Genomic DNA, 15,173 nt, shown 5'->3' with positions numbered 1-15,173 from the left:
CCCCGCCCCCACGCCCTCCCCCCGGCCCGCCCCCACGCCCTCCCCCCGCCCCGCCCCGCGTCCACCCCCTGGGAATACCGGCGGCCCCACCCCGGTTTGGGGAGATGCGGCCGGTCCTGGCAGACTGGTACGTCGGCCCCGGTTCACGTCCGCCGCAACCCGCGGCGACGACCCGGAGCCCTCCCGGAACTAGGAGACACCTTGAAGCGCGAGATCCACCCCGAGTACGTCGAGACCCAGGTCAGCTGCACCTGTGGCGCGTCGTTCACCACCCGCAGCACCCTGACCGAGGGCACCATCCGTGCCGAGGTCTGCTCCGAGTGCCACCCGTTCTACACGGGCAAGCAGAAGATCCTCGACACCGGTGGCCGCGTGGCCCGCTTCGAGGCCCGCTTCGGCAAGGCCGCCGGCTCCGCCAAGAAGTAGCGAGCCCCCGCGCCGGTCACCGGCCGCCCCCGCGCGGGGCGGCCGGGACCGGCGCTTTGGCGTCCCCGTAGCACCACACGAAACCAGGAGCCCGAAGATGTTCGAGGCCGTCGAGGAACTGGTCGGCGAGCACGCCGACCTCGAGAAGAAGCTCGCGGATCCGTCGGTCCACGCCGACCAGGCCAACGCGCGCAAGCTGAACAAGCGCTACGCCGAGCTGACCCCGATCGTCGGCACGTACCGCTCCTGGAAGCAGACCGGGGACGACATCGAGACCGCGCGCGAGTTCGCGCACGACGATCCCGACTTCGCCGCCGAGGTCAAGGAGCTGGAGAAGCAGCGCGAGGAGCTCACCGAGAAGCTTCGCCTCCTGCTGATCCCGCGCGACCCCAGCGACGACAAGGACGTCATCCTGGAGATCAAGGCCGGCGCCGGCGGCGACGAGTCCGCCCTCTTCGCCGGGGACCTGCTCCGCATGTACCTCCGCTACGCCGAGCGCGTCGGCTGGAAGACCGAGCTCATCGACGCCACCGAGTCCGAGCTCGGCGGCTACAAGGACGTCCAGGTCGCGGTGAAGACCAAGGGCGGCAACGGCGCCACCGAGCCCGGCCAGGGCGTCTGGGCCCGCCTCAAGTACGAGGGCGGCGTCCACCGCGTGCAGCGCGTGCCCGCCACCGAGTCGCAGGGCCGCATCCACACCTCCGCCGCCGGCGTGCTCGTCACGCCCGAGGCCGAGGAGGTCGACGTCGAGATCCACGCCAACGACCTGCGCATCGACGTCTACCGCTCCTCCGGCCCCGGCGGCCAGTCGGTCAACACCACCGACTCCGCGGTCCGCATCACCCACCTGCCGACCGGCATCGTCGCCTCCTGCCAGAACGAGAAGAGCCAGCTCCAGAACAAGGAGCAGGCCCTGCGCATCCTGCGCTCCCGGCTCCTCGCCGCCGCCCAGGAGAAGGCCGAGGCCGAGGCCGCCGACGCCCGCCGCAGCCAGGTCCGCACGGTCGACCGCTCCGAGAAGATCCGCACGTACAACTTCCCGGAGAACCGCATCTCCGACCACCGCGTCGGCTTCAAGGCCTACAACCTCGACCAGGTCCTCGACGGCGAGCTCGACGCCGTCATCCAGGCCTGCGTCGACGCCGACTCGGCGGCGAAGCTCGCCGCGACCTGAGGCGACCCGGGACCGCCGGTGCCGGCAGCCCGGCACCGGCGGTCCCGGCACCCGTCCGAGGCACCTCTCCCGCCCCACCCCGCACCACGGAGGACCAGCGTGAACCTGCTGCTTGCCGAGGTGGCCCAGGCCACCCAGCGGCTGGCCGACGCCGGCGTTCCCTCACCGCGTTTCGACGCCGAGGAGCTCGCCGCGTTCGTGCACGGCGTCAAGCGGGGGGAGCTGCACAACGTCAAGGACGCCGACTTCGACGCCCGCTACTGGGAGGCCATCGCCCGCCGCGAGGCGCGCGAACCGCTCCAGCACATCACCGGCCGGGCGTTCTTCCGCTACCTGGAGCTCCAGGTCGGTCCCGGCGTCTTCGTGCCCCGCCCGGAGACCGAGTCCGTGGTCGGCTGGGCCATAGACGCCGTCCGCGCGATGGACGTCGTCGAGCCGCTGATCGTCGACCTCTGCACCGGCTCCGGCGCCATCGCCCTCGCGATGGCCCAGGAGGTCCCGCGCTCGCGCGTGCACGCCGTCGAACTCTCCGACGACGCCCTCGTCTGGACCCGGAAGAACGCGCAGGGCTCCCGCGTCACCGTCCACCAGGGCGACGCGCTCACCGCGCTCCCGGAACTCAACGGCCAGGTCGACCTCGTCATCTCCAACCCGCCGTACATCCCGCTCACCGAGTGGGAGTACGTGGCGCCCGAGGCCCGCGACCACGACCCCGAGATGGCCCTCTTCTCCGGCGAGGACGGCCTCGACACCATCCGCGGCATCGAGCGCACCGCCCACCGGCTGCTGCGCCCCGGCGGCCTCGTCGTCATCGAGCACGCGGACACCCAGGGCGGCCAGGTCCCGTGGATCTTCAACGAGGAGTCCGGCTGGGCGGACGCCGCCGACCACCCCGACCTGAACAACCGGCCGCGCTTCGCGACCGCCCGCAAGGCGATGCCATGAGCCGGCACCGCACCACCACGACCGAGGAGGAGCGCGACTGATGGCACGCCGATACGACTGCAACGAGGCGACCGATCGCGCGACCGGCCTGCGCGAAGCCGCGTCGGCCGTCCGCCGCGGCGAACTCGTCGTGCTCCCCACCGACACCGTGTACGGACTCGGCGCGGACGCCTTCGGCCGCGAGGCCGTCGCGGACCTGCTCGCCGCCAAGGGGCTCGGGCGCACCATGCCCACCCCCGTCCTCATCGGCTCCCCGAACACCCTGCACGGCCTCGTCACCGACTTCTCCGAGCAGGCGTGGGAGCTCGTCGACGCCTTCTGGCCCGGCCCGCTCACCCTCGTCGCCCGCCACCAGCCGTCCCTCCAGTGGGACCTCGGCGACACCCGCGGCACCGTCGCCATCCGCATGCCGCTGCACCCGGTCGCCATCGAGCTGCTCACCGAGGTCGGCCCGATGGCCGTCTCCTCGGCCAACCTCACCGGGCACCCGGCGCCCGAGGACTGCGACGCTGCCCAGCAGATGCTCGGCGACTCCGTCTCCGTCTACCTCGACGGCGGTCCGACGCCCGGCATCGTCCCCTCCTCCATCGTCGACGTCACGGGCAAGGTCCCGGTGCTGCTGCGCGAGGGCGCGCTGTCACCGGAGGAGCTCCGCAAGGTCGTACCCGACCTCGAGGTGGCCAGTTGACCGCCCCTGAGGGGCGTGGCATAGCGGGGTACGCGTACGAGCACGACGGCACCTTCCGCATCCTCCACGTCAGCACCGGCAACGTCTGCCGCTCGCCCATCACCGAGCGGCTGACCCGCCACGCCCTGGGCGAGCGCCTCGGCGACGGGCTCGGCCGGGGCCTCATCGTGGAGAGCGCCGGCACCTGGGGCCACGAGGGCGCCCCCATGGAGACCAACGCGGAGCTGGTCCTCGCCGACTTCGGCGCCGACCACAGCGGCTTCGTCGGGCGCGAGCTCCTCGACGAGCACGTCATCCGCGCCGACCTCGTCCTCACCGCGACCCGCGACCACCGCGCGCAGGTCATCTCGATGGGCCACTCGGCCGGACTGCGCACCTTCACCCTGAAGGAGTTCACCCGCCTGGTCCGCGCCATCGACCCCGCCACCCTCCCGGACCCCCGCGACGGCGTGGTCGACCGCGCACGCGCCCTGGTCCGCGCGGCCGCCGCTCTACGCGGGTGGCTCCTCGCCCCCTCCGCCGAAGCCGACGAGGTCAACGACCCCTACGGCGCCCCCATCACCGTCTTCCGCTCCATCGGCGACGAGATCCAGGAGGCCCTGGACCCGGTCGTCACGGCCCTGACGGGCGTCCCGACACGGCGGTGACGCCCTGCGCGTAGGGCTCCGTCCCGGCGGTCGGAGGCCGCCGCAGCGGTCCGAAGCCCGGAAGGCCCCCGGGGCCGCCCGGTGCGAGGGGCGCGTCTGGAGGGGGGGCTCCAGGAAGCCCTGGACCCGGTCGTCACGGCCCTGACGGGCGTCCCGACACGGCGGTGACGCCCTGCGCGTAGGGCCCCGGCCCCGTCCCGGCGGTCGGAGGCCGCCGCAGCGGCCCGAAGCCCGGAAGGCCCCCGGGGCCGCCCGGTGCGAGGGGCGCGTCGGGAGGGGGGGCTCCAGGAAGCCCTGGACCCGGTCGTCACGGCCCTGACGGGCGTCCCGACGCGACGGTGAGCCCCGGAGCGTCCCGACGCGGCCGCTGAGCCGGGCCCCCGGGGCGTCCGGGGGCGGGGCGGCGGGGGCGCGCCTACATTGGTGCTACGTCCCCCAGGCACGGAGTCAGCCATGTCGGTCAGCGCGCCCCCAGAAGAGGTCCTCGACGTCCTGCGGCGGCAGGACCCGGAGATCGCCGACGTGCTGCTGGGGGAGGCGCGGCGGCAGGCCGAGACGCTCCAGCTGATCGCGGCGGAGAACTTCACCTCGCCGGCGGTGCTGGCGGCGCTGGGCTCGCCGCTCGCCAACAAGTACGCCGAGGGGTATCCGGGCGCCCGGCACCACGGCGGCTGCGAGTACGCCGACGCGGCCGAGCGGATCGCCGTGGAACGGGCCACCGCGCTCTTCGGAGCCGATCACGCCAACCTCCAGCCCCACTCGGGCTCCTCGGCCGTCCTGGCGGCGTACGCGGCCCTTCTGAAGCCCGGTGACACGGTCCTCGCCATGGGCTTGGACCACGGCGGGCACCTGACCCACGGTTCGCCCGCCAACTTCTCCGGCCGCTGGTTCGACTTCGTCCCGTACGGCGTCGACGCCGAGACCGGGCTCATCGACTACGAACAGGTCGCCGCGCTCGCCCGCCACCACCGGCCGACGGCGATCGTGTGCGGCTCGATCTCCTACCCTCGCCACCCCGACTACGCGCTCTTCCGCGCCGTCGCCGACGAGGTCGGGGCGTACCTCATCGCCGACGCGGCCCACCCGATCGGCCTCGTCGCCGGGGGAGCGGCGCCGAACCCCGTCCCGTACGCCGACGTCGTCTGCGCCACCACCCACAAGGTGCTGCGCGGGCCGCGCGGCGGGATGGTGCTGTGCACGGCGGAGCTGGCCCAGCGGGTCGACCGCGCGGTCTTCCCCTTCACGCAGGGCGGCGCCCAGATGCACACCATCGCGGCGAAGGCGGTGGCCCTGGGGGAGGCGTCCACCCCGGCCTTCACCGCGTACGCCCATCGGGTGGTCGAGCACGCGCGCGTGCTCGCGGCCGCGCTCGCCGCCGAGGGCTTCGCGCTGACCACCGGCGGCACCGACACCCACCTCATCACCGCCGACCCCGCGCCGCTGGGCGTCGACGGGCGCACCGCGCGGGCCCGCCTCTCCGCCGCCGGCCTGGTCCTCGACACCTGCGCGCTGCCCCACGGGGACGGCCGGGGGATCCGGCTCGGCACCGCCGCCGTCACCACGCAGGGGATGGGCGCCCCGGAGATGGCCCGCGTCGCCGCGCTGTTCACGGCCGCGCTGCGGGACGAACCGGAGGAGACGGCTCGGGTACGTGCCGAGGTACGGGAGCTGACCAGGAGTTTTCCCCCGTATGGACGGTGAGCCGGAAGCGGTCGCAACCGTTCCGCGCCCCCTGGTGTCTCCCACCACATGGACGGCACGGCTAGGGTGTGGGGCTGAGATGGCCAGCGATTCCTGTGGGGACAGCCCGTGCGTGATTACCTGCTGACGCTCTGTGTCACGGCCGCGGTGACCTATCTGCTGACCGGTCCGGTGCGGAAGTTCGCCATCGCGACCGGCGCGATGCCCGAGATCCGCGCGCGCGACGTGCACCGAGAACCGACTCCGCGGCTCGGTGGCATCGCCATGTTCTTCGGCCTCTGCGCGGGCCTGCTCGTCGCCGACCACCTCCAGAACCTCAACAGCGTCTTCGACCAGTCGAACGAACCGCGGGCGCTGCTCTCCGGCGCCGCGCTGATCTGGCTGATCGGCGTCCTGGACGACAAGTTCGAGCTGGACGCGCTGATCAAGCTCGGCGCGCAGATGATCTCGGCCGGCGTGATGGTGGCGCAGGGCCTGACGATCCTGTGGCTGCCGATCCCGGGCGTCGGCACGGTCGCGCTGACCCAGTGGCAGGGCACCCTGCTGACGGTCGCCCTGGTCGTCCTGACGATCAACGCGGTCAATTTCGTCGACGGTCTCGACGGCCTCGCCGCCGGCATGGTCTGCATCGCGACCGGCGCCTTCTTCCTGTACGCGTACCGCCTCTGGTACGGCTACACGATCGAGGCGGCGGCCCCCGCGACCCTCTTCGCCGCGATCCTCATGGGCATGTGCCTGGGCTTCCTGCCGCACAACATGCACCCGGCGCGGATCTTCATGGGCGACTCCGGCTCGATGCTGATCGGCCTGATCCTGGCCGCCTCCGCCATCTCGATCACCGGCCAGGTGGACCCGGACACCCTGAAGATCTTCGAGGGTTCGACCCGGCAGGCGACCCACGCGGCGCTGCCCGTCTTCATCCCGCTGATCCTGCCCCTGACCATCATCGCGATCCCGATGACCGACCTGGTCCTGGCGATCGTGCGGCGCACCTGGAAGGGCCAGTCGCCCTTCGCCGCCGACCGCGGCCACCTGCACCACCGGCTCCTGGAGATCGGCCACTCGCACAGCCGGGCCGTGCTGATCATGTACTTCTGGTCCGCGTTGATCGCCTTCGGCACGCTCGCGTACTCGGTGCACTCGACGTCCATGTGGATCGTGCTGGCCGTCACCGCGCTGAGCGCCCTCGGGCTGGTGCTGCTCCTGCTGCCGCGCTTCTCGCCGCGGGCGCCCCGCTGGGCGGAGTCGGTCGTCCCGCCCCGCTACCGGCGGCGCGGGCCGGTCCCCGAGCCGGAGCCGGAGCACGGGGCGGCGGAGGACGAGCGGGTGCCGGTGCCGGCCGGGCTGCACGGTTCGACGGCCATCGGTCACCGTTCGCGCTTCTCCGACCGGCGGAAGGCCGGGACGCCGAGTTGACGTCCCGTCACTGACGGCTGACGAAAGCCTCAGCGGGGCCCAATACCAGACAAGGTGCCCCGCTGTCGCGCACAACCGCGCGTTGTAACCCTCATGTGTGACAGTTGGCACACCCTCTGAGTAAAGACCTATTCAAATAGTTTGTGATACGGTTCACGAGACCCGGCGACAGTGCCGAAAGACCGTAGTGCGACGGTCTGTTGGCCCCGAGACCCACCTCGGACCGGGCTTACGCTCGTCCCTGACGACACCATCGCCCCCTCCATCAAAAGCGGAGACACCGCCATGCCTTCCAGCGACGCACGCCTCCTTCTCTCGGCCGTCGTACCCACTGCCGCCGTCGGCGCCATCGCCACGGTGATCAGCGGCATCGTCGCCGGCGGGAAGGGCGCGATCGGCGCCGTCCTCGGCACCCTGGTGGTCCTGCTCTTCATGGGCATCGGGATGCTGGTGCTGCAGCGGACGGCAAAGAAGCTTCCGCAGCTGTTCCAGGCCATGGGGCTCTTGCTCTACACGACCCAGCTGCTGGTTCTCTTCGTCTTCCTGGCCTTGCTGAAGGGCACCACGGTGTTCGACTTCAAGGCCTTCGCCTTCACGCTGCTCGCGGCGACCGTGGTGTGGGTCGCGGCCCAGGCCCGTGCCTACATGAAGGCCAAGATCGCGTACGTCGAGCCCGAGAAAACGGGTTCGAAGTCGTGAAGGGTAGGGCCGGGATAAAGGCGCGTTCGGCTTCCTGCTATCGTCCGGTGCCAACTGCGGCATTGCGGGCGCGGGCATCCGAAGCGGCGCCTGTCCCAGCGCGAGGCTCGATGCCGAACCGCCGCCCCCTTATCCGTAAGACCAGTCCAGTGCCGACCCGCGGCTGCTCGCCGCGCCGACACAACGAGGTTGCCGTACCTATGCGCCACGCTGAAGGAGCCCGCGGTGAGTGCTGACCAGACGCTTGCCTTCGACCCGGATTGCCACATCTTCACCGGATGCGGCTTCCCGGCTCCGGGCCTGCACACGTTCATCTACGAGCCGATCGCGACGTGGGGCGGCTTCGAGCTGACCAAGCCCATGCTGCTCGCGGTCCTGAGCTCCGTCGTGGTGGTCGGTTTCTTCTGGGCGGCCTTCCGCAAGCCGAAGCTGGTCCCCGGCAAGATGCAGATGATCGGCGAAGCCGGCTACGACTTCGTGCGCCGCGGCATCGTCTACGAGATCATCGGCAAGAAGGACGGCGAGAAGTACGTCCCCTTCATGGTCTCCATGTTCTTCCTCGTCTGGATGATGAACCTCTGGTCGATCATCCCGCTGGCCCAGTTCCCGGTCACCTCGCTGATCGCCTTCCCGGCGGCCCTCGCGCTGATCGTCTACGTGCTCTGGGTCTCGCTGACCTTCAAGAAGCACGGCTTCGTCGGCGGCTGGAAGAACATCGTCGGCTGGGACAAGTCCCTCGGCCCGATCCTGCCGCTGGTCGTCGTCCTCGAGTTCTTCTCGAACCTGATCATCCGGCCCTTCACGCACGCGGTCCGACTGTTCGCGAACATGTTCGCCGGTCACCTGCTGATCGTGATGTTCTCGCTGGCTTCCTGGTACCTGCTCAACGGCATCGGCGTGATCTACGCCGGCACGTCCTTCGTGATGGTGCTCGTGATGACCGCCTTCGAGCTCTTCATCCAGGCCGTCCAGGCGTACGTCTTCGTGCTCCTGGCCTGCAGCTACGTCCAGGGCGCGCTCTCCGAGCACCACTGAGCCCCCTGCCACGGACCAGCTCCACCACCCACCCCGCAGTCTCCGGTGGCCAACCCCCACCGGGTCCTTGAAAGAGAAGGAAGAACCGGCATGTCCGCTCTCCAGACCCTTGCTGCTGTCGAAGGCAACGTCGCCGCCATCGGTTACGGCCTCGCCGCGATCGGCCCCGGCGTCGGCGTCGGCATCATCTTCGGTAACGGCACCCAGGCCCTCGCCCGCCAGCCCGAGGCGGCCGGCCTGATCCGCACCAACCAGATCATGGGTTTCGCCTTCTGTGAGGCGCTCGCCCTCATCGGCATCGTCATGGGCTTCGTCTACTAAGCCTCCTTCTCGACGACAGCCACATTTTCACGGAAGGCACTGATGTGAACGCTCTGCTTCTTGCGGCCGAGGGGGAGCCCCAGCCCCCCCTCCTCCCGCATCTTGACGAGCTCGTCATCGGCCTGATCGCCTTCGTCATCGTCTTCGGCTTCCTCGCCAAGAAGCTCATCCCGAACATCAACAAGGTTCTGGGCGAGCGCCGCGAGGCCATCGAGGGTGGCATCGAGAAGGCCGAGTCGGCCCAGATCGAGGCTCAGAGTGTGCTGGAGCAGTACAAGGCACAGCTTGCCGAGGCCCGCCACGAGGCCGCGCGTCTCCGCCAGGAGGCGACGGAGCAGGGCACCGCGATCATCCAGGAGATGAAGGCGGAGGGCCAGCGCCAGCGCGAGGAGATCATCGCCGCCGGTCACTCGCAGATCGAGGCCGACCGCAAGGCCGCGGCCGCCTCGCTGCGACAGGACGTCGGCAAGCTCGCCACGGACCTGGCCGGCAAGCTGGTCGGGGAGTCCCTCGAGGACGCCGCCCGCCAGAGCCGCACGATCGACCGCTTCCTCGATGAGCTCGAGGAGAAGGCAGAGGCCGTCCGATGAACGGAGCGAGCCGTGAGGCACTGGCCGCAGCCCGTGAGTCCCTCGACGCGCTGACCGACAACACCCCGGTCGACGCGAAGAAGCTCGCGGACGAGCTGGCCGCAGTCACCGTCCTGCTGGACCGCGAGGTGTCGCTGCGCCGGGTTCTGACCGACCCCGCGCAGTCGGGTGAGGCCAAGGCCGAGCTCGCGCAGCGACTCCTGACCGGTCAGGTCGGCGGCGAGACCGTCGACCTGGTGTCCGGCATGGTCCGTTCCCGCTGGTCGCGCTCGCGCGACCTGGTGGACTCGGCCGAGGAGCTGGCGAACACCGCCGACCTCACCGCGGCCCAGAAGGCGGGCTCCCTCGACGACGTCGAGGACGAGCTGTTCCGGTTCGGCCGGATCGTGTCCTCCAACCCCGAGCTCCGCTCGGCGCTGACGGACAAGACCGCCAGGACCGCCGCCAAGGGCGAGCTGCTGCGCAACCTGCTCGGCGGCAAGGCCAACGCCACCACCGAGCGTCTGGTCGTCCGTCTGGTGACCCAGCCCCGGGGACGTAGCCTGGAAGCGGGACTCGAGTCCCTGTCCAAGCTCGCCGCGGCGCGCCGGGACCGGATGGTCGCCGTCGTCACCTCGGCGGTGCCGCTGTCCGACCAGCAGAAGCAGCGCCTCGGCGCCGTACTGGCGAAGCTGTACGGCCGCGCGATGCACCTGAACCTGGACGTGGACCCGACGGTCCTCGGCGGGATCTCGGTGCGGGTCGGCGACGAGGTCATCGACGGCACGGTCTCCGAGCGCCTCGGCGAGGCGAAGCGGCGGCTGGCCGGCTGACGGCTCCGGCCGCCGGCAACACAACACGCATCACAGCGGCCCGGTTGGGCCGTGCAGAGATTGCAGAAGATTCCTGGGGGTCGGCCCCCAGACCCCTTAAGAAACTTCGGGCCCAACAAGGAGAGCAGGGAACCCAGATGGCGGAGCTCACGATCCGGCCGGAGGAGATCCGGGACGCGCTGGAGACCTTCGTCCAGTCGTACCAGCCGGACGCGGCCTCGCGCGAGGAGGTCGGCACGGTCAGCCTGGCAGGCGACGGCATCGCCAAGGTCGAGGGTCTTCCCTCGGCCATGGCGAACGAGCTGCTGAAGTTCGAGGACGGCACCCTCGGTCTCGCGCTGAACCTGGAAGAGCGCGAGATCGGCGCGATCGTCCTCGGCGAGTTCAGCGGCATCGAGGAGGGGCAGTCGGTGCAGCGCACCGGCGAGGTCCTCTCCGTCGGCGTCGGCGAGGGCTACCTGGGTCGCGTCGTCGACCCGCTCGGTAACCCGATCGACGGTCTCGGCGAGATCGCGACCGAGGGCCGCCGCGCCCTCGAGCTGCAGGCCCCGGGCGTCATGGCCCGTAAGTCGGTGCACGAGCCGATGGAGACCGGTTACAAGGCCGTCGACGCCATGACCCCGGTCGGCCGCGGCCAGCGCCAGCTGATCATCGGCGACCGCCAGACGGGCAAGACCGCCCTGGCCGTCGACACGATCATCAACCAGCGCGACAACTGGCGCTCGGGCGACGTGAACAAGCAGGTCCGCTGCATCTACGTCGCCATCGGCCAGAAGGGCTCCACCATCGCGTCCGTGCGCGGTGCCCTGGAGGAGGCCGGCGCGCTCGAGTACACGACGATCGTCGCCGCCCCGGCGTCCGACCCGGCCGGCTTCAAGTACCTCGCCCCGTACACCGGCTCGGCCATCGGCCAGCACTGGATGTACGACGGCAAGCACGTCCTGATCATCTTCGACGACCTGTCGAAGCAGGCCGACGCCTACCGCGCCGTGTCGCTGCTGCTGCGCCGCCCGCCGGGCCGTGAGGCCTACCCGGGTGACGTCTTCTACCTGCACTCGCGCCTCCTGGAGCGTTGCGCCAAGCTCTCGGACGAGCTGGGTGCCGGTTCGATGACCGGTCTGCCGATCGTCGAGACCAAGGCGAACGACGTCTCGGCGTTCATCCCGACCAACGTCATCTCCATCACCGACGGCCAGTGCTTCCTGGAGTCCGACCTGTTCAACGCCGGCCAGCGCCCGGCCCTGAACGTCGGTATCTCGGTCTCCCGCGTCGGTGGCTCCGCCCAGCACCCGGCCATGAAGCAGATCGCCGGTCGCCTCCGCGTGGACCTCGCCCAGTTCCGTGAGCTGGAGGCCTTCGCGGCCTTCGGTTCCGACCTGGACGCGGCCTCGAAGGCGCAGCTGGAGCGCGGTCAGCGGATGGTCGAGCTGCTCAAGCAGGCTCAGTACCAGCCGATGCCCACGGAGAACCAGGTCGTCTCGGTCTGGGCCGGCACCACCGGCAAGATGGACGACGTCCCGGTCGCCGACATCCGTCGCTTCGAGGCCGAGCTCCTGGCGTACCTCCGCCAGAACCACTCCGGTCTCATGACCTCCATCCGTGAGGGCAAGAAGATGTCGGACGACACCCTGACGGCCGTCGCCGACGCCATCGCGGAGTTCAAGAAGCAGTTCGAGACCTCTGACGGCAAGCTGCTCGGCGAAGACGCCCCTGCCGCCGTCAACGTCTCGAAGTGACGACGGAAGGGACCTGACTCATGGGAGCGCAGCTCCGGGTCTACAAGCGTCGCATCAAATCCGTCACCGCGACGAAGAAGATCACCAAGGCGATGGAGATGATCGCCGCCTCGCGCGTGGTCAAGGCCCAGCGCAAGGTGCAGGCGTCCACCCCGTACGCCACCGAGCTCACCCGCGCGGTGACCGCGGTGGCGACGGGTGCCAACGACAAGCACCCGCTGACGACCGAGGCCGAGAACCCGTCCCGTGCCGCGGTTCTGCTCCTGTCGAGCGACCGCGGTCTGGCCGGCGCCTTCAACTCCAACGCCATCAAGGCGGCGGAGCAGCTCATCAAGCGGCTGGAGAGCGAGGGCAAGGAGGTCGGCGTCTACGTCGTCGGCCGCCGTGGCATCGCGCACTTCAACTTCCGTGAGCGCAAGCTGGCCGGCACGTGGGCCGGCTTCACGGACGAGCCGACGTACGCGGACGCCAAGAAGATCGGCGAGCCGCTGATCGAGGCGATCGAGCAGGACACGGCCGAGGGTGGTGTGGACGAGCTCCACATCGTCTACACCGAGTTCGTCTCGATGATGACGCAGACGGCGGTCGAGGCCCGGCTGCTGCCCCTCAGCCTCGACGAGGTCGCGAAGGAGGCCGGCGAGTCGGACACGCTCCGTCCGCTGTACGACTTCGAGCCGTCGGCGGAGGACGTCCTGGACGCCCTTCTGCCGCGCTACGTCGAGAGCCGCATCTACAACGCGCTGCTCCAGTCGTCGGCGTCGAAGCACGCCGCGACGCGGCGCGCGATGAAGTCGGCGACCGACAACGCGGGAGACTTGATCAACAACCTCTCCCGACTTGCCAACGCGGCCCGCCAGGCCGAAATCACCCAGGAAATCAGCGAGATCGTCGGTGGCACCGCAGCCCTGGCCGACGCGACCGCGGGGAGTGACAAGTAATGACGACCACTGTTGAGACGGCCGCCGCCACGGGCCGCGTCGCCCGGGTCATCGGCCCGGTCGTCGACGTGGAGTTCCCCGTCGACGCGATGCCGGAGATCTACAACGCCCTGCACGTCCAGGTCGCCGACCCGGCCGAGGAGGGCGCGCTCAAGACGCTGACCCTCGAGGTCGCGCAGCACCTGGGTGACGGCGTCGTCCGCACCATCTCGATGCAGCCCACCGACGGTCTGGTCCGCCAGGCCCCCGTGGTCGACACCGGCGACGGCATCACGGTGCCCGTCGGCGACGTCACCAAGGGTCGCGTGTTCAACACGCTGGGCCAGATCCTGAACGAGCCCGAGGCGGAGGCGGAGGTCGGCGAGCGCTGGTCCATCCACCGCAAGGCCCCGGCGTTCGCGGACCTCGAGTCGAAGACCGAGATGTTCGAGACCGGCCTGAAGGTCGTCGACCTTCTCACCCCGTACGTCAAGGGTGGAAAGATCGGTCTGTTCGGTGGCGCCGGTGTCGGCAAGACCGTTCTGATCCAGGAAATGATCATGCGTGTGGCCAAGCTGCACGAGGGCGTTTCCGTCTTCGCCGGCGTCGGCGAGCGCACCCGTGAGGGCAACGACCTCATCGCGGAGATGGAGGAGTCCGGCGTTCTGGACAAGACCGCGCTGGTCTTCGGCCAGATGGACGAGCCCCCGGGCACCCGTCTCCGCGTGGCCCTCGCCGGTCTGACCATGGCGGAGTACTTCCGCGATGTGCAGAAGCAGGACGTGCTGTTCTTCATCGACAACATCTTCCGCTTCACCCAGGCCGGTTCCGAGGTGTCGACCCTGCTCGGCCGCATGCCCTCCGCGGTGGGTTACCAGCCGAACCTGGCCGACGAGATGGGTCTCCTCCAGGAGCGCATCACCTCGACCCGTGGTCACTCGATCACCTCGATGCAGGCGATCTACGTCCCCGCCGACGACCTCACCGACCCGGCGCCGGCGACCACCTTCGCCCACCTCGACGCGACGACGGTTCTCTCCCGTCCGATCTCCGAGAAGGGCATCTACCCGGCCGTGGACCCGCTGGACTCCACGTCCCGGATCCTGGACCCGCGCTACATCGCGCAGGACCACTACGACGCCGCCATGCGCGTCAAGGGCATCCTGCAGAAGTACAAGGACCTCCAGGACATCATCGCGATCCTCGGTATCGACGAGCTGAGCGAGGAAGACAAGCTCGTCGTGCACCGCGCGCGTCGTGTCGAGCGCTTCCTGTCGCAGAACACCCACGCCGCCAAGCAGTTCACCGGTGTGGACGGTTCGGACGTCCCGCTCGACGAGTCGATCGCCGCGTTCAACGCGATCTGCGACGGCGAGTTCGACCACTTCCCGGAGCAGGCCTTCTTCATGTGTGGTGGTCTCGAGGACCTCAAGAAGAACGCCAAGGAGCTCGGCGTCTCCTGAGCCCCGTGCTCGCCCTGAGGGGGGCGGGAGAGTTCCCGCCCCCTTCCTCACGCCCCTGAGCTGTACCTTCCGGGGGACGACCCCCGGACCCCCGGCATCCACCCCGGGGGGGCGGGCCCCGGCACTCCGGTGCCGGGAGCCCGATTAGACTTTGACCCAACACCCGGCAGCCCCGCCGGGTGGTGACCCGAGGAGCCCACCCTTGGCTGCTGAGCTGCATGTCGAGCTGGTCGCCGCGGACCGGAGTGTCTGGTCCGGCGAGGCCACCCTGGTCATCGCGCGTACCACCTCCGGCGACATCGGCGTCATGCCCGGTCACCAGCCGCTGCTCGGTGTGCTGGAGTCGGGCCCGGTGACCATCCGCACGAGCGAGGGCGCCACCGTCGTGGCCGCCGTCCACGGCGGTTTCATCTCCTTCGCGGACGACAAGCTGTCGCTGCTGGCGGAGATCGCCGAGCTGGCGGACGAGATCGACGCCCAGCGTGCCGAGCGCGCGCTGGAGCGTGCCAAGTCGGACGAGGACGCCGCCGCCGAGCGGCGCGCCGAGGTCCGGCTGCGCGCGGTAGCGGTCCGCTAGCGGACCCGCGACCGAAGAGTAGTGCC

General features: G+C 70.2%; 16 protein-coding genes. All 16 read left to right on the top strand.

The genetic code is table 11. From position 1 onward, the window contains the following. Positions 1 to 201: 201 nt before the first annotated feature. The 16 genes from rpmE to ACF1ED_RS04660 all read left to right on the top strand — a co-directional run bounded on the left by rpmE (position 202) and on the right by ACF1ED_RS04660 (position 15,147). Positions 202 to 426 carry a 50S ribosomal protein L31 gene (rpmE, locus tag ACF1ED_RS04735; protein WP_030761597.1) on the top strand — a complete coding sequence of 75 codons (225 nt, stop codon included), beginning with the start codon at positions 202 to 204 and terminating at the stop codon, positions 424 to 426. 97 nt (positions 427 to 523) lie between these two features. Continuing rightward, positions 524 to 1,600, top strand: a complete 1,077-nt coding sequence (prfA, locus tag ACF1ED_RS04730) for a peptide chain release factor 1 (RefSeq protein WP_351841400.1) — start codon at positions 524 to 526, stop codon at positions 1,598 to 1,600. A gap of 99 nt (positions 1,601 to 1,699) precedes the next feature. Continuing rightward, the gene (prmC, locus tag ACF1ED_RS04725) at positions 1,700 to 2,545 is read left to right on the top strand and encodes a peptide chain release factor N(5)-glutamine methyltransferase (RefSeq protein ID WP_391756954.1); all 846 of its coding nucleotides are present in this window, start codon (positions 1,700 to 1,702) and stop codon (positions 2,543 to 2,545) included. A 40-nt stretch (positions 2,546 to 2,585) separates the two neighbouring features. Beyond that, positions 2,586 to 3,233: an L-threonylcarbamoyladenylate synthase gene (locus tag ACF1ED_RS04720; protein ID WP_391756953.1), complete on the top strand. Its 648-nt coding sequence runs from the start codon at positions 2,586 to 2,588 to the stop codon at positions 3,231 to 3,233. Then, a complete protein-coding gene (locus ACF1ED_RS04715) occupies positions 3,230 to 3,880 on the top strand; it encodes a protein-tyrosine-phosphatase (RefSeq protein ID WP_391756952.1) in 651 nt (216 codons plus the stop codon). Before ACF1ED_RS04720 ends, ACF1ED_RS04715 begins: the two co-directional genes overlap by 4 nt. Before the next feature lie 453 nt (positions 3,881 to 4,333). Beyond that, complete coding sequence (glyA, locus tag ACF1ED_RS04710; protein ID WP_391756951.1) at positions 4,334 to 5,581, top strand: serine hydroxymethyltransferase; 1,248 nt, start codon at positions 4,334 to 4,336, stop codon at positions 5,579 to 5,581. Between the two features lie 108 nt (positions 5,582 to 5,689). Continuing rightward, on the top strand, positions 5,690 to 6,997 hold the full coding sequence (locus ACF1ED_RS04705) for an MraY family glycosyltransferase (protein ID WP_391756950.1): 1,308 nt from the start codon (positions 5,690 to 5,692) through the stop codon (positions 6,995 to 6,997). 285 nt (positions 6,998 to 7,282) lie between these two features. Next, positions 7,283 to 7,696 carry a hypothetical protein gene (locus ACF1ED_RS04700; protein WP_043219692.1) on the top strand — a complete coding sequence of 138 codons (414 nt, stop codon included), beginning with the start codon at positions 7,283 to 7,285 and terminating at the stop codon, positions 7,694 to 7,696. Positions 7,697 to 7,921: 225 nt separating this feature from the next. Next, entirely contained in the window at positions 7,922 to 8,731 is an 810-nt protein-coding gene (gene atpB, locus ACF1ED_RS04695; protein ID WP_200427647.1) for a F0F1 ATP synthase subunit A, read from the top strand. A 90-nt stretch (positions 8,732 to 8,821) separates the two neighbouring features. Then, complete coding sequence (gene atpE / locus ACF1ED_RS04690; protein ID WP_006346597.1) at positions 8,822 to 9,052, top strand: ATP synthase F0 subunit C; 231 nt, start codon at positions 8,822 to 8,824, stop codon at positions 9,050 to 9,052. 44 nt (positions 9,053 to 9,096) lie between these two features. After that, positions 9,097 to 9,642 (top strand): F0F1 ATP synthase subunit B, encoded by a 546-nt coding sequence (locus ACF1ED_RS04685; protein ID WP_391756949.1) that lies wholly within the window; start codon positions 9,097 to 9,099, stop codon positions 9,640 to 9,642. Then, positions 9,639 to 10,454: a F0F1 ATP synthase subunit delta gene (locus ACF1ED_RS04680; RefSeq protein ID WP_391756948.1), complete on the top strand. Its 816-nt coding sequence runs from the start codon at positions 9,639 to 9,641 to the stop codon at positions 10,452 to 10,454. Before ACF1ED_RS04685 ends, ACF1ED_RS04680 begins: the two co-directional genes overlap by 4 nt. Before the next feature lie 137 nt (positions 10,455 to 10,591). Then, positions 10,592 to 12,190, top strand: coding sequence for a F0F1 ATP synthase subunit alpha (gene atpA / locus ACF1ED_RS04675; protein WP_150231729.1), 1,599 nt, complete (start codon positions 10,592 to 10,594; stop codon positions 12,188 to 12,190). 20 nt (positions 12,191 to 12,210) lie between these two features. Next, complete coding sequence (locus ACF1ED_RS04670) at positions 12,211 to 13,128, top strand: F0F1 ATP synthase subunit gamma (protein ID WP_391756947.1); 918 nt, start codon at positions 12,211 to 12,213, stop codon at positions 13,126 to 13,128. After that, entirely contained in the window at positions 13,128 to 14,570 is a 1,443-nt protein-coding gene (atpD, locus tag ACF1ED_RS04665) for a F0F1 ATP synthase subunit beta (RefSeq protein ID WP_390062542.1), read from the top strand. Before ACF1ED_RS04670 ends, atpD begins: the two co-directional genes overlap by 1 nt. Before the next feature lie 202 nt (positions 14,571 to 14,772). After that, the gene (locus ACF1ED_RS04660) at positions 14,773 to 15,147 is read left to right on the top strand and encodes a F0F1 ATP synthase subunit epsilon (RefSeq protein WP_031006240.1); all 375 of its coding nucleotides are present in this window, start codon (positions 14,773 to 14,775) and stop codon (positions 15,145 to 15,147) included. Positions 15,148 to 15,173: the final 26 nt, after the last annotated feature.

The organism is Streptomyces sp. NPDC014656, from assembly GCF_043084305.1.
In the GTDB taxonomy this organism is placed as follows: domain Bacteria; phylum Actinomycetota; class Actinomycetes; order Streptomycetales; family Streptomycetaceae; genus Streptomyces.
Note: the sequence above shows the minus strand (reverse complement) of the source record. Positions and strands in the feature narration are given on the sequence as shown.